The following is a 14,892-nucleotide window of genomic DNA, read 5'->3' on the forward strand; positions in this document are numbered from 1 at the left end:
GGCCCATGTTGCGGCGAACCAAGCACGCCACACCGGGCGCCGACGGCCGCGCTCTGGAACCCGGCCGTGCCTCCCCACGGCGCCTGGTGTGGCGGAAGTTCCGCAGACACAAGCTGGCGGTGGCCGGGGCGGTCGTCGTGCTGTGCGCCTATCTCGTCGTCGCCTTCGCCGAATTCCTGGCCCCCGGATCGCCCAGCTCCGCCGACGAGCGGCACACCTATGCTCCGCCGCAGATCGTGAAGGTGGACTTCAGCTGGGACGACGGCCTCCAGCTGTACGTCAACGGCTTCCGCACCGAACGCGACCCGGAGACCTTCGAGCAGATCCACACCATCGACCACGACAAGCGCATCCCGCTGCGGCTCTTCGCCCGCGGAGACGACTACCGACTATGGGGGATCATCCCGTGGGACCGGCACCTCATCGGCCCCGCGGACCCAGACCAGAAGGTGTATCTCCTGGGCACCGACCGGGCCGGCCGCGATCTGCTGTCCCGGATCATCCACGGCTCACGGGTCTCGCTGTCCATCGGCCTCATCGGCGTCGCCGTCAGCTTTCTGCTGGGACTCCTCTTCGGCGGGATCTCCGGCTACTTCGGGGGCGCGGCCGACACCGTCATCCAGCGCCTCATCGAATTCCTGATGGCCATCCCCACCCTGCCGCTGTGGCTCGCCCTGTCCGCCGCCGTGCCCCCCGACTGGGGTCCGCTGATGCGGTACTTCGCGATCACCACCATCCTGTCGGTGATCGGCTGGACGGGCCTGGCGCGGGTCGTGCGCGGCCGGTTCCTCTCCCTGCGCGAGGAGGACTTCGTGATCGCCGCCCGCCTCGACGGCTGCGGGCGCGGCCGGATCATCTTCCGCCACATGGTGCCGTCCATGTCCAGCCATGTCATCGCCTCGCTCACCATGGCCGTACCGGCGATGATCCTCGGCGAGACCGCGATGAGTTTCCTCGGCCTCGGCCTCCAGTCCCCGGCCGTCAGCTGGGGTGTGCTGCTCCAGGAAGCCCAGAACGTCCGCACGGTGGAGACCGCGCCATGGCTGCTGCTCCCCGGGGCGGCGGTCGTCATCACCGTCCTTGCCATGAACTTCGTCGGCGACGGGCTGCGGGACGCCGCCGACCCGTACAAGAGTTAGGAGCGCGCGTGGTGGCAGCCGCCGAGACGATCCTCGAGATCAGGGACCTGCGCACCCACTTCGAGCTCGAGGACGGAGTGGTACGGGCCGTCGACGGGGTGGACCTGGACATCCGGCGCGGCGAGGTGGTCGCGGTCGTCGGCGAGTCCGGCTGCGGCAAGAGCGTCATGGCCCGCTCCGTGCTGCGGCTGGTCGACCGGCCCGGCCGTATCGTCGGCGGTCAGGTCCGGGTCCGTACGGACACGGGGTGGGCCGATGTGCTGACCGCCGACGGTCGCACCGTGCGGTCCATCCGCGGCGCGCGCGTCGCCATGGTCTTCCAGGAACCCATGACGTCCATGAGCCCGATGCACACCCTCGGCGACCAGATCACCGAGGCCATCCTGCTGCACGAACCGGTCACCAAGGCCGAGGCCCGCGCGCGGACCGTGGAACTCCTCGGCCGGGTCGGCATCCCCGCCCCCGAGCGGCGCATCGACGAATACCCCTTCCAGATGAGCGGCGGCATGCTGCAGCGCGCCATGATCGCGATGGCCCTCTCCTGCGGCCCCGAACTGCTCATCGCCGACGAACCGACCACCGCCCTCGACGTCACCACACAGGCCCAGATCCTCGATCTGCTGCGCTCCCTCCAGCGGGACACGGGCATGGCGCTCATGCTCATCACCCACGACCTCGGGGTCGCGGCACAGCTGGCCGACCGCGTCGCCGTGATGTATCTGGGCACGGTCGTCGAACACGGCGATCTCGCGGCCGTGTTCCGGCAGCCCCGCCATCCGTACACCAAGGCCCTGCTGCGATCCGTGCCCCGGCTCGGCGCCCGGCCCCGGGAACGGCTGCGGCCCGTACGCGGCATGGTGCCGCCGCCCTACCGGCGCCCGGACGGCTGCCCGTTCCATCCGCGCTGCGAGGAGTTCATGGCCGGGCGCTGCGATGTGACGGTGCCCCCGCCGGTCACCGGCCCCGAGGCCGCGCGCGCCGTGAGGTGCCTGCTGTACGAGGAGACCCGCGCATGACCGCACACCCGGGCCCTACCCTCCTGGGGGTCCACGGCCTGACCAAACACTTCCCCATCCGCCGCGGGCTGCTCGGCCGCACTGTGGGTCACGTACGCGCCGTTGACGGGGTCAACTTGAGGATTCCGGCGGGCCGCACCGTCGCGCTGGTCGGGGAGTCCGGCTGCGGCAAGAGCACCCTGGGCCGCTGTCTGCTCAGGGTCCACGAGCCCACCTCCGGACAGATCCGATACCACCCGCGTGACGGCGGCGACCCCGTCGACCTGGCGGCGCTCGGCGAGCGGGCACTCAAGCCGTACCGCAACGAGATCCGGCTCGTCTTCCAGGACCCGTACGCCTCGCTCAACCCGCGGATGACCCTGCTCCAGATCGTCGGCGAACCCCTCAGAGCCAACCTCGGACTGGGGACCGCCGAGATCGAGGAGCGGGTCGCCGAACTGCTGCGCCGCGTCGGCCTGCCTCCCGAGTATCTGCGCCGCTACCCCAACGCCTTCAGCGGAGGCCAGCGGCAGCGCGTCGGCATCGCCCGGGCGCTGGCGCCCGGGCCCCGGCTGGTGGTCGCCGACGAGGCGGTGAGCGCGCTGGACGTGTCCGTGCGCGCCCAGATCCTCAACCTCCTCAAGGACCTCCAGGAGGAGTCCGACCTCACCTATCTCTTCATCTCGCACGACCTGGGCGTGGTGGAGTACATGGCCGACGAGGTGGCCGTGATGTACGTGGGCAAGGTGGTCGAGACCGGCGCCACCGACGATCTGTACGAGCGGCCCCTGCACCCCTACACCGAGGCGCTGCTGTCCGCCGTCCCCGACCCGGACCCGGGCGCGCGCCGCCGGGAGCGCATCGTGCTGCGCGGCGAGGTGGCCGACCCGTCGCGGGTGCCGCCCGGCTGCCCGTTCCACCCGCGCTGCCGCTACGCCCAGGACCCCTGCCGCACCGAGGTGCCCGCACTGCGCGAGGTGGCGCCGGGCCGGGCGGTGGCCTGCCACTTCGCCGCAGGGCTCAACCTGAAAGGAGTGCACGGCACATGAGCGACCCGCGCTTCGACGGTGTCGTACGGCCCTCGGCACACCACGGGAGGGTGCGCGAGGCGCTGCTGCCGGTGGCCCACCCCGGCGACAGCCACGCCGCCAATCTCCTGGAACTCGACGACGGCGACCTGCTGTGCACTTGGTTCAACGGCCCGCGGGAGGGCGACCGGGACACCAACGTCATCCTGTCGCGGCTGCCGCACGGATCCGACCGCTGGAGCCCACCGGTGCCGCTGTCCGCCGACCCCGGCCGCTCCGAGCAGAACCCGGTGCTCGCCCAGCGGCCCGACGGCACCGTCTGGCTCTTCCACCCGTCCAACGAACCCCACGACCAGACCACCGCCCGCCTGATCGCCCGCACGTCCGCAGACCGGGGCCGCACCTGGAGCCCGCCGCGCGTCCTGCTGGAGGGGCCCGGCGTCTTCGTCCGCAATCCGCCGCTGACTCTCGGCAGCGGCACCTGGCTGCTGCCCGCCTACCGGTGCCGGCGCTCGGGGGAGCACAGCACCGTGCTGCTCAGCGAGGACGGGGGCGGAAGCTGGAAGGAGCACGAACTGCCCGGAGCCGAACACCTGGTCCAGCTGACCGCCGTGCCACGGGACGACGGGTCGCTGTTCGCGATGTTCCGCAGCCGCGCGGCGGACCGTATCCACGCCTCCGAGTCGACCGACGGCGGCCGCACCTGGACACCGCCGACCAGGACCGCGCTGCCCAACAACAACTCCGCCGTCCAGCTCACCAGGCTGCGTGGCGGGGCCCTGGCGCTGGTCTACAACCACGCGAGCCTGGAGCGCGGGGAGTACCGCTGGGTGGGGGAGGGCGCCGGGCGGCGGAAGAAGGCCCTGCGCACCCCGCTCACACTCGCCCTGTCCGACGACGGCGGCCGTACCTGGTCATGTCGGCGCGATGTGCAGACCGCCGACGAGGAGTACTGGGACAACGAGTACGGCTACTCCTATCCCAGCGTCATCCAGACCCGGGACGGGCTGCTGCACATCGCCTACTCCTATCTGCGCAAGACCATCAAACACCTGACGGTGACGGAGGACTGGGCCCGGGACGGCCGCCCGTGACGGCGCGGCGCGTCGAGCGCTGGGACGTGTACGAACTGCGGCTGACCGGGCCACAGGCCGGAAACCCGTACCAGGACGTCACGTTCGGCGCCGACTTCCGCCACCGCCACCGCGTCGTCCCCGTCGAGGGCTTCTACGACGGTCAGGGGGTGTACCGGGTCCGCTTCATGCCCGACCGGACCGGGCCGTGGACGTACACCACGCGCTCCGACGCGGCCGAACTGGACGGGCACAGCGGTGAGTTGACGTGTGTGGCGGCCGGACCCGGCAACCACGGACCCGTCCGGGTCTCGGGTCCGCGGCGCTTCCGGTACGCCGACGGCACCCCGTACGAGCCGTTCGGCACCACCTGCTACCACTGGACGCACGACGAGGACGAGGAGCTGGAGGAGCTGACCCTGAGCACCCTCGCCGCCTCGCCGTTCAACAAGGTCCGCATGTGCCTGCTGCCGACCCGCGCGATGAACCCGCCCCGCCTGCCCTTCCCCGGCCGCACCCCAGGCGCCCTCGACACAGCCCGTTTCGACCCCGCCTTCTTCGCCCACTTCGAGCGGCGCGTACGCGACCTGCGCGACCTGGGTATCGAGGCGGACATCATCCTCTTCCACCCCTACGACCAGGGGCACTGGGGCGTCGACAACATGACCCGCGAGGAGGACTTCTCCCTGGTCCGCCACGCCCTCGCCCGCCTCGCCGCGTACCGCAACGTGTGGTGGTCCATCGCCAACGAGTACGACTTCAACACCGCCAAGACCACCGAGGACTGGGACCGCATCGGCCAGTACGTACAGCGCCACGACCCCTACCAGCACCCGCGGTCGATCCACAACGGCACCCGCATGTACGAGTACGAGCGGATCTACGACTTCACCAAGCCCTGGACCACCCACCAGTCCATCCAGCACTGGGACGCCGCCCAGACCCCGCGGTGGCTGGCCGGCTGCCCCAAGCCCGTGGTCCTCGACGAGATCGGCTACGAGGGGAAGCTCGGCCGCCGCTGGGGCAACCTCACCGGGCGCGCGCTGGTGCGCCAGTTCTGGCACGGCATGAGCGCGGGCGGATACGTCGGCCACGGCGAGTGCTACCCCGAGCAGGACCCCGACCACGCGGCCTGGATCTCGCGCGGCGGCCGGCTGCACGGCGACAGCCCGCCGAGGATCGCCTTCCTGCGCCGGCTGAGGGAGGAAGGGCCCGAGGACACCTACGTCTACTTCGGCGACCGGCGCCACGCCCACCGCGACATCGACCTGCCCGACACCGGGGCGCCCTGGCGCCTCGACCTCGTCGACACCTGGGAGATGACCGTGACCCCGCTGCCCGGGGTCCATCGCGGACGGGTCCGCGTCCCGTTGGACCGCCGCCCCGACCTGGCACTGCGCCTGCGGAGGGAGATATGACCGGCGACCACGGCCCCGTCCGTGTCCACGGAACGCGTTTCCGCTACGCGGACGGGACACCCTTCCACCCCTGGACCACCGCCGTCCCCGAGGCCGACCCCGACACCCTCCGCGCCCTGGCGGCCTCCCCCTTCAACCGGGTCCGGCTCACCGCCTCGGCCGCGCTCTCCCTCGACCGGCTCGACCAGCAGATCGGCGCCCTGGGCGCCATCGGGGTACAGGCCGAGGTGATGCTGCACGGCCGCGACATCCCGGAGACGGTGGAACGCCTCGCCGGGCACCCCAATGTGTGGTGGTGTGCCCCGGAGGACCCCGAGGCGCAGACCGACGTCCAGGAGTACGACCACGGCCACCATCCGCTCACCGTGTACGGCGGTGTCCGCACGGACTTCGGCGCCCCCTGGATCACCCATGCCTCGCTCCGCCACCAGCAGGTACGGGCCGTCTCACGGCTCACCGAGGATCTGTGCAAGCCGGTGCTCATCGACGACTGCGGCGCGGAGGGGGACGACCCGGAGCCCGATGCCGCGCTGTCGGCCGAGGAGATGGTGTTCCGCGTCTGGGAAGGGGTGTGTCGGGGCGGATACGTCGCCCACGGCGAGGCCTACGGGCCACGCCCCTGGAAGGACCACGGCGGACGGCTGCGCGGTTCGAGCGCGCCCCGCGTCGCCTTCCTGCGCTCGATCCTCGACGAGGCGCCGCTGGGGCTGGCGCACACCCCCGAGACGTACGACGCCTCGACCCTGGAGGCGCCGGGGGAGTACTGGCTCCAGTACCTCGGCCCGCACCGCTATCCGCGCCGCCCCTTCGACCTGCCCGGCGGCCCCTGGCGGGTGGATGTCATCGACACCTGGAACATGACCGTGCGCACGCTCGACTCCACCCACACCGGGAGCTTCGAGGTGGAACTCCCGGCGGAGCCGTACCTCGCGATACGGATCCGCCGGGCCTGACCTGCTGGTGTCACCAGTCCTTGCCGGACGCGGCCTGCGCCTTGATGTAGGCCGGGATGTCACTGGTCTCGGTCACCTTCAGCGCCGAACGCACCGCGAGGCCGTCCTTGAGCACATGCTGGCGGAACACCATGTACAGCGGGAGGTCCCAGTACTCGGTCTCCTCGTAGCCCTTGACGACGGCGTTGTCCCCCCAGAAGACGCCCGAGGTGTCCACACCGGCCAGCCCCGGGATCGCCTCGCCGAACGCGGCCTGGGCGGCGTCGGACCTGAGCGCCGGTTTCATGCCGTTCCGGGCGAGCTCGGTCTGGGCCTCCTGCGACACCAGCCACTTCACGACCTCGAGGGCCTGCCTGCGCTTGCCCGACTGGGGCGGCACGAACGCGGCGATGGTGTTCGGCTGGTACACCGACCCCGAGTCCCCGCCCAGCACGGGGAGGGAGGTGACGCCGAGGTCGATGTTCTTCGCCAGCTCGTGCCACTCGTCGGCGTCGTCCTCGGGGAGGTAGAGCGGGCTCAGTGCGTAGGCGCTGAGCTTCCAGAGGCTGTCCACGGCCATCGCCACATGCCCGGTCAGCAGGAAGTCGTCGACCGTGGTGAAGATGTTGTGCGGCAGGAGCAGAAAGCGCTCCAGGTTGTCGCCGAGCCGGTTCCAGCCCGCCGAGGTGATGTTCACCTTGATGTCCTCGGGCGCCGGATTCTCGCTGCCGGTGGGCAGGAAGGGGTAGAGCCCGAGCTGGTTGAACTCCAGGTAGAGGTCGGGATGCTGAAGGTAGCCCTTGTACGCCACCAGGTCCTGTTCGAACGTCAGCTTCTTGGCGAGGCGGTACGCCTGGTCGTACGTCATGCCGTTCTCCGGGATCCTGACCCCGCGCAGATCGAAGATCTTCTTGTTGTGGAACAGGACGTACTCGTCGACGAACAGCGGGACGCCGTACACCCCGCCGTCCGAACGGGACCTGACCAGCTCGACCGCGGCCCGGTTCAGCGAGCCGAGGTCGATGCCCTGGGCCGTGAGGTCATCGCTGAGGTCCCGTACCCAGCCCCTGGGCTCCAGATCGCGATCGATGCGTCTGCGCGGGTCCTCCAGGATGATGTCGGGCACCACGCCGGCCTTGTCCAGGTCCTCGTAGCGGAGGGGGAAGTCCCAGGTGACCGCCTTGATCTTCAGGTCGGGGAACGCGGCCCTGAGCTTGTCGCCGATGATCGCGTCGAAGAAGGCCGGGTTCTCGAAGGGCTTGTAGTTGGCCATGAAGACGAACAGCTCGTCGTCGCAGACCTCGAACGGCTTGTTGTAGCGGTTCGGGATCTGGACGCAGGTGGACGCGCCCGACGACGCGGAGGCGGCCGTGGGGCGCACCCGCGTCGGAGCCGGCGTGGCCGCGGCGGTGCCGGTCAGGGCCGCGGTGCCGGCCGCCGCACCGGCCGCGACGAACTTTCGGCGGCTGAGGCGCGAACGGGAGCCGCCCTCCTCGCCCCTGGGTGCCTGACGCATGCTCACACTCCTTCTCGGGTACGGAACTCCACTGGTATGCCATCTGAATGCCATAATGGTCACGCCGGGCGTCGATGGGGTCAACACCCGTGCGCGCAATGACGGTTGTCGGTGAGGGGGAGTCGCCGGTGTTCCGGATCGCGAGCGGTGACAAGAGCCTGGAGCTCACCACGGAGCAGGGCGCGGCGCGGGTCGCCTTCTGGTACGAGGCGGCGGACCGGGCCGGAGCGGTCGGCGGCGCCCTGTGCTTCGCCGCCCCCCTGAGCCGCATGCTGGCCATGTCCACCGGCCGCCCCTGGCACATCGCCCTGCCCGGCGCGCACGAGCCCGAGATCTGCCGGACGGCAGAAGGGCTGGCGGTGTGCTGCGAGGTCGGCGGCCTCGCGGTCGAGGTCGCCTTCGCGTTCGTACGGGGCCTGTTGCGCATGGACGTGACGTGGCGCAATACCGGTGAGCGCGGGTACGAGGACGCCGTGCTCGGAGTCGCGCTTCCGCTGCCGTGCCGCAGGGCCTCCGCCGTCACCCTGCCGCAGGTGCTCTACCGGGGCAACCCGTCCGCCGACCCCGACCGCACCGTGCCCCGGCTCGGCGTCGGCCCGCACCGCGCCCTCGTGGTCGAGGAACACCGGCTGCCCGTCCCCTGCGCACACGCGGAGTGGCGCACCCGCGGCCGTGCGGCCCGCACAGCCTTTTCGTCGTATGTGACCCTCTATGCTGCGGAGCCCGGCGAAGGCTCCCTCGGAGCGGTCCAGCACGGACGCGTCTCGCTGCTCGCGATGAGCGGCGCGCTGATGTTCAACGGCGTCCCGGACACGGCGTACGTCCACAAGGGGAAAACCGCCCCGTACGACGGCGGTTACCTCGACCTTCCGCCGGGCGCGGTCCACCGCGCGCACTACGCCCTGGACTGGGGGTCCCCGGTCCGCCCGGGCCACGGCTTCCGGCGGCTGGTGCACCAAGGGCTCGGACTGTACGCCCCCGAAGGCGCCCGGCCCCTCACCCTGGACCAGATCGTCCACCACAAGACGGCGGCCATGGACCGCCGCTGGTACGAAGCCCAAGGGGCCGCCGGATTCCTCAAGTTCACCGGGCCCGGCCACACCCCCGGCTTCCTGTACGGCTGGACCGGCCAGAGCCTCAAACTCGCCTGGTGCGACGCCCGCATCGGCCTGGAGCGGGACCAGCCCTGGCGCGTCGACCGCTGCCGCCGGGCCGTCGACTTCTACCTCGACGGCAGCGCCGCAGACGCCCCGCCCGGCCTGCGGATGAGCTTCTACTCCACCCAGGACCGCGCCTGGTCGGCCTTCGAGCGCGACGGCGAGACCTTCGTCTCGTCCCGGGCGTACGGCGACGCCCTGTGCGACCTCGCCGACGTCATCGAGCTGCTGGGGAGCCACGGCCACGCCGTGCCGCGGCGCTGGGTCCGGGCGCTGACCGAGGGCGTGGACACGGCGTGTGCCACCGTGCCGCCGCTCGGCTGGCGGCTGGACGGCAGCCCGCTGCCCCAGGAGCGGGGAGCGGCCGGGCTGGTGTGCGTTCTGGCCCTTCTCAAGGCCCACCGGATCACCGGTGAGGCCCGTATGCTGCGCCGCGCCGAACAACTCGTCGCGCACTACCGCCACCGCCACGCCGACGACTGGGCCACACCCTTCGCCCGCGCCACGCTCGACGCCGTCTGCGAGGACAAGGAGGGCGGCATCGCGTACTTCCTGTGCGTGTACGAGCTGCTGCTGCTCACCGGTGGCGAGCGTCGCCGCGCCTGGGCCGAAGGGGCCGCCGACTGGCTGCTCACCTGGGTCTACCAGTGGGACCCGCCGTTCGACTCCGGCTTCAGGACGGCCGGGTGGCCGGGGGTGAGCGTGCAGAACCACCATGTGGACGTGTTCTTCCCGGCGTACGAGCTTGTCAGGCTCGGCGAGCTGACGGGCCGCGAGGTGTATCGCCGCCTGGGTGAGCTGATCCTGCACGCCTTCGGGCAGGGCATCTGCACCAAGGCGGGGGAGTGGGGCTTCGAAGCGCTCGGCGAGCAGGCCGAGGGGTTCTTCCCCACCAACTGGCAGGCGCGCGGCACCAGCAACACCTGGAATCCCTCCTGGGTGACCGCCCAGGTGCTCTCCCAGGCGCTACGGATGCGGGCGGCGCGGGCCGGGAGCGACGGGCCATGGGACGACGGACCGTGGCCGCCGTGACAGCGTCCGGCGGGCCGGCTCCGTCGGGTGGCGGCGGCCGTCCGGCGGGTCGGCTCCGCCTGGCGGGGCAGCCCCGTCCGGCGGGTCAGCCCAGCCCGCGGCAAGCCGGTTCCGGCCGGTGCACCCCTCGGGGCCGGTAGCCGAGCGCGTCGGCGGCGCCGAGGTGGTCGGCGAGCAGCCAGGCGATGGCCAGCCACATCTCCGTCCCCTGAAGACCGGGCACATGGGGCGCACGGCCGCCGGGCTCCAGCGCGAAGGAGAACCCGGCGCCGTCCTGCCACCGCCCGAGCAGCCGCTCCAGCTGCCCGCGCGCCCATTCGCGGCCCTCGGCGATCCGGTGCCCGGTCTGCCGGGCGCACAGCCACAGCGGATGGATCACATCGAGGACGTCGCAGGCGTCGCCGCGGTCCGGGCCGAAGAACGCGGGGTCCCGGCTGTGCGCGAGCACCGTGTCCACGGTCCGCTCCGGGTACGGCAGGGGTAGCCCGAACTGCGCGAACGTACCGCGGGTGGCCCGGTAGAAGCCGTTGACCGGCTGCCGCCACCGGTCGGCCGCGCCCGGGGCGCCCCACAGTCCGTGCCCGGGGTCGGCGCGGGTGAGCAGCCAGCCGAACAGCGCCTCGGCCGCGGGGGCACGCAACCCGAAACCGTCGAGGTCGCGCAGGATGGCAGTGCCGAGCCCGTCCACCCAGTGGCCCGAGCGCCACGCCTCGGTGCGCCACGGCAGCTTGTCCAGGCGGTCCACGAGCTCGGCGGGCGTGAGGTCCTGCACGGCACGTACGGGATGGGCGAAGCCGGAGCCCAGCAGGTCGAGGGCGTAGCCGACGGACAGGATGTGGTACATCGCGGTGTCGTCGGCCAGGGACGGCGGACCGGCGCCGTACTCCGGGACCAGGCCGGTGCCCGGGTCCTGCAGGGAGCGCAGCCGCTCGGCCAGTTCCGCGCCGTCCGACCCCGGTGGGGGAGCGCCCAGCAGCAGATCAGCGATCTCCACGGCGTCGCACACCGCACGCACCGTACGGGCCGCTCCCGGACGGTCGGTCCAGCCGTCGCCGTCCCGGCAGCGGGCGAGGACGTCCGGCGCCTGCTCACGGGCGCGCGCGGCGAACCGCTCCAGCCGCACATCCAGGGCGTCCACCGAACGAGGGCCCGCAGCGGCTTGCCCGTCCCGCCGGTCGCGCAGCCGCCGCGCCGGGTTTCCCGCGGCGAGCGACCAGGGCGGGAGGTCCTTGGTGACCACCGCGCCCGCCCCGATCACACAGTGGTCGCCGATGGTGACCCCGTCGACCACCACCACATGCGAACCGATCCACACATCGTCGCCGATCACGATCCCGGCCGAGGTGAGCGGCTGGCGGTGCACCGGACGGTCGGGCGCGAACGAGTGGTTGAAGCCCAGCAGCGACGTGTGCGCGCCCACCCGCACCCCGTCGCCGAGCCGGAGCCGGCCGCGCGCCGTCGTAAAGGGGTTGAGGGTGCAGTCGCGGCCCATGGCCACATCGTCGGTGACCACCGCGTGCGCGCCGATGTACGAGCGCTCACCCATTCGCAGCCTTTCGGCGAACACTCCCGCCCACGGCGAGACGAAGACCCGCTCGGCGAACTCGGCCTCGCCGCCGCCCGAGGCCAGCCGCTCGGCCAGCCGCCGCTGATGGTCCAGCTGCTCCGCGCGCTCCTCCTCGGTGGCCGCGCCCCAGAACTCCCAGGGGCAGTAGTCGAATCGTCGGGGCCGTTCCGGCTCATTCCTTTCGCGCACCAGTCACCCTCTCTTGTACCAGGCCATCGACGTGTTCGATCCGGTCGGCCTCCGCCAGCGAGCCGAAGTGGCAGTCGGACAGCCGCAGCCCGTCGATCGGGGCGTGGCCGTAGCCGCGGGCGAGCAGGGCGCGCCTGGCGTGGTCCACCGTGACGCCCCGGATGCCGATGTCCCGCACCCGCGGCGGATACGACCCCGTATCGCCCTCCCCGCGGTGGAAGTCGCAGCTCAGGAATTCCTTGCGGAGATGGGTGACGGTGAGGTCGGCGAGCTGGATGTTCTCGGCGTAGCCGCCACGTACGGAGTTGGTCTTGATGTAGAGGCCGAAGTAGAGCCCGGGGCCGCCGATGCGGCAGCGGCGTACGTACACATCGCGGATGCCGCCGGTCATATCGCTGCCCAGGGTGATCGCGCCGTAGCGGTGGCGGAGCACACAGTCCTCGATCACGATGTTCTCGCTCGGCACGTTCACCCGTCGGCCGTCGGCCTCCCGCCCCGACTTGATGGCGACGCAGTCGTCGCCCGCGGCGATGTCGCAGCGGCGGATCACCACGTCCCGGCAGGACTCCGGGTCGATCCCGTCGTTGTTGGGGCCGGGGCTGTCGATCGTCACGTCCTGGATGAGCACGCCCGTGCTCAGCACGGGATGGATCTCCCACATCGGGGAGCGCACGATCGTCACGCCTTCTACCAGTACCCCGTGGCAGCCCTGGAACTCCACGAAGTTGGGCCGGAAACGGAAGCCGTGCGCGTACACGCGCCGCTCGACCGGATCGCCCGCCTCGGCCTGCCGCCACAGGCCCGGCCAGTCGTCCTCCTGCTGCCGGATTCCGGGCCGCCAGCCGAACTCCGCCTGCCCCGACCAGGGCCACCAGTGCGACTCGTCGGCCTGCCCGTCGAGTACGCCCCGGCCGGTGACCGCCACGTTCCGCTTCCCTTGGGCGTAGATGAAGGGCGAGTAGCCGTACATCTCCACGCCCTGGAACCGGGTGAGGACCGGCGGGAGATACGCGGCCGGGTCCCGGTCGAAGAGCAGCCGGGCGCCCTCCTCCAGGTGCAGATCGACGTGGCTGAGCAGGTGGACGGGCCCGGTGGCGTAGGTCCCCGGGGGCACGGTCACATGGCCGCCGCCCGCCGCGGCGCAGGCCGCGACGGCCCGGCGCAGCGCCGCCGTGCAGTCCGTGCGGCCGTCGCCGCGCGCCCCGTACCTGGTGATGGGGAACTCGCGGTCCGGGAAGCGCGGCCGGGCGACCCGGGCCACGATGGCGTCCGCCCGGCTCCAGTCACCCATCGGACACGGTCTCCTGCCCGCCCACGACGACGCGGCGCAGCACCAGCCCCGTCACGTTCCGCACCTCGCCGGGGCCGGCCACCTCGGCGAAGACGCAGTCGCTGAACAGGACGTCGTGGATGGGGTGAGCATCGTTGCCGACCAGGTTCCACGGCCTGCGGCCGGTCTGCGCGGTGAGCCGGTGCACGGCGATGTCCCGTACGTCCGGGTAGTAGGCCCCGCTCTCGACGCCCTCGTAGTTGAGCGCGATCTCGATGACGGCGTCCGCCACCTGGCCGATCGTGATGTCGTGGCAGGTGATGTCGCGTACATAGCCGCCGCGCACCGGATTGGACTTGATCCGGATCGCCCGGTCGAGCTGCGGGCTGTCCATGCGGCAGTCGCGGGCGAGTATGTCGCGGACGCCGCCGGTCGTCTCGCTGCCGATGGTGACGCCGCCGTGTCCGGCCCGCATCTCGCACCGCTCCACCAGGGCGTGTTCGCACGGGACGTTCACCCGCCGCCCGTCGGCGTTCTTGCCGGCCTTGAAAGCCACGCAGTCGTCACCGGTGTCGAACACGCAGTCCTGGATGAGCACATAGGCGCAGGACTCCGGGTTGCAGCCGTCATTGTTGGGGCCGACGGGGCTGTCCACGGTCACGCCGCGCACGGTGACATTGCGGCAGAGCACCGGGTGGATGTTCCACATCGGCGAGTTCTTCACCGTGACGCCCTCGATCAGGACATCGCGGCAGTCGTAGAACTGGATCAGGTTGGGCCGCAGATGGTGTCCGGCGCCGAACACCCGCTCCGCGACCGGCACCCCCGCTTCGGCCCACGCCAGCAGCTGTTTCTTGTCCACCGACTCGGGGGAGGGCCCGCCGCCCGCGCCCTTCGTCCAGTTCCACCAGTGCTCGGCGTCGGCCTGCCCGTCGATGACACCGCGGCCGGTCACCGCGACCGTACGGCAGCCGTGTGCGTACAGCGGCGGCGAGTAGTTGAGGCATTCGGTGCCCTCGTACCGGGTGTACACCACGGGGAGATAGGCGGCCGGGTCCTGGCTGAAGCGCAGCGTGGCGCCTTCTCGCAGATGCAGATCGATACGGTCGCGCAGCCGCACCGCGCCCGTCACGTAGTCGCCGGGCGGTACGACCACATGGCCGCCGCCGGCCGCGGCGCAGTGCTCGATCGCGCGGCGGAACGCGGCCGTGCAGTCCGTCCGGCCGTCGCCGACGGCTCCGTGGTCGGTGACCAGCACCCGACGGCGGGGGAACCGGGGGGCGCGGACGCCGGAGAGGATACGGGCCGCCTGCCGGTCGGCGGCCGTGGCGCCGTTTGGACCAGCAGCGCGCGCCGGGCGCGCGGCCAGGGCGAGCGCGGCGGTCGAACCCGCCGTCAGCAACAGGGCTCTACGGCCCGGACCCTTCACGGATCGGGTAGAATTGGGGGAGCACGTTGCGAGAGCCAAGCGCGTGCTATCTCCATGACGTAATGTCAACCGGGCTGGTTCCAACCCGGCTGGTGCTGATGGCGTAAGACTCGATCGTTCGCTGAGCAGTCGAGCGGCGTGAGCCAG

General features: G+C 71.6%; 11 protein-coding genes. 7 read left to right on the forward strand and 4 right to left on the reverse strand.

What is annotated here, in order from left to right; genetic code table 11:
* The first annotated feature begins 5 nt into the window (after nt 1-5).
* The 6 genes from ACH4U7_RS48125 to ACH4U7_RS48150 are packed head-to-tail and all read left to right on the forward strand — an operon-like array spanning nt 6 to nt 6,606.
* Entirely contained in the window at nt 6-1,139 is a 1,134-nt protein-coding gene (locus tag ACH4U7_RS48125; protein WP_398534078.1) for an ABC transporter permease, read from the forward strand.
* A gap of 8 nt (nt 1,140-1,147) precedes the next feature.
* A complete protein-coding gene (locus ACH4U7_RS48130) occupies nt 1,148-2,155 on the forward strand; it encodes an ABC transporter ATP-binding protein (protein WP_398534079.1) in 1,008 nt (335 codons plus the stop codon).
* Complete coding sequence (locus ACH4U7_RS48135) at nt 2,152-3,183, forward strand: ABC transporter ATP-binding protein (RefSeq protein WP_398534080.1); 1,032 nt, start codon at nt 2,152-2,154, stop codon at nt 3,181-3,183. The genes ACH4U7_RS48130 and ACH4U7_RS48135 overlap by 4 nt, the downstream gene beginning before the upstream one ends.
* Nucleotides 3,180-4,256: an exo-alpha-sialidase gene (locus ACH4U7_RS48140; RefSeq protein ID WP_398534081.1), complete on the forward strand. Its 1,077-nt coding sequence runs from the start codon at nt 3,180-3,182 to the stop codon at nt 4,254-4,256. Before ACH4U7_RS48135 ends, ACH4U7_RS48140 begins: the two co-directional genes overlap by 4 nt.
* Nucleotides 4,253-5,653 (forward strand): DUF5060 domain-containing protein, encoded by a 1,401-nt coding sequence (locus ACH4U7_RS48145; RefSeq protein WP_398534082.1) that lies wholly within the window; start codon nt 4,253-4,255, stop codon nt 5,651-5,653. Before ACH4U7_RS48140 ends, ACH4U7_RS48145 begins: the two co-directional genes overlap by 4 nt.
* Nucleotides 5,650-6,606, forward strand: a complete 957-nt coding sequence (locus tag ACH4U7_RS48150; RefSeq protein WP_398534083.1) for a DUF5605 domain-containing protein — start codon at nt 5,650-5,652, stop codon at nt 6,604-6,606. Before ACH4U7_RS48145 ends, ACH4U7_RS48150 begins: the two co-directional genes overlap by 4 nt.
* A gap of 10 nt (nt 6,607-6,616) precedes the next feature.
* Here the strand turns inward: ACH4U7_RS48150 and ACH4U7_RS48155 are convergent, their stop codons facing one another.
* Nucleotides 6,617-8,101 carry an ABC transporter substrate-binding protein gene (locus ACH4U7_RS48155; RefSeq protein ID WP_398534084.1) on the reverse strand — a complete coding sequence of 495 codons (1,485 nt, stop codon included), beginning with the start codon at nt 8,099-8,101 and terminating at the stop codon, nt 6,617-6,619.
* 98 nt (nt 8,102-8,199) lie between these two features.
* Here ACH4U7_RS48155 and ACH4U7_RS48160 point away from each other — a divergent pair, with 98 nt between their 5' ends.
* A complete protein-coding gene (locus ACH4U7_RS48160) occupies nt 8,200-10,290 on the forward strand; it encodes a hypothetical protein (protein WP_398534085.1) in 2,091 nt (696 codons plus the stop codon).
* A gap of 85 nt (nt 10,291-10,375) precedes the next feature.
* Here the strand turns inward: ACH4U7_RS48160 and ACH4U7_RS48165 are convergent, their stop codons facing one another.
* Genes ACH4U7_RS48165 through ACH4U7_RS48175 form a run of 3 tightly spaced genes read right to left on the reverse strand, consistent with a single transcriptional unit; the run spans nt 10,376 to nt 14,745 of the window.
* Nucleotides 10,376-12,046, reverse strand: coding sequence for an acyltransferase (locus tag ACH4U7_RS48165; RefSeq protein WP_398534086.1), 1,671 nt, complete (start codon nt 12,044-12,046; stop codon nt 10,376-10,378).
* Nucleotides 12,030-13,337, reverse strand: coding sequence for a glycoside hydrolase family 28 protein (locus tag ACH4U7_RS48170; RefSeq protein WP_398534087.1), 1,308 nt, complete (start codon nt 13,335-13,337; stop codon nt 12,030-12,032). The genes ACH4U7_RS48165 and ACH4U7_RS48170 overlap by 17 nt, the downstream gene beginning before the upstream one ends.
* Nucleotides 13,330-14,745: a glycoside hydrolase family 28 protein gene (locus tag ACH4U7_RS48175; protein WP_398534088.1), complete on the reverse strand. Its 1,416-nt coding sequence runs from the start codon at nt 14,743-14,745 to the stop codon at nt 13,330-13,332. Before ACH4U7_RS48175 ends, ACH4U7_RS48170 begins: the two co-directional genes overlap by 8 nt.
* Between the last annotated feature and the right edge of the window lie 147 nt (nt 14,746-14,892).

Origin of the sequence: Streptomyces sp. NPDC020845, assembly GCF_044334165.1 — a bacterium.
Classification (GTDB): Bacteria; Actinomycetota; Actinomycetes; order Streptomycetales; family Streptomycetaceae; genus Streptomyces.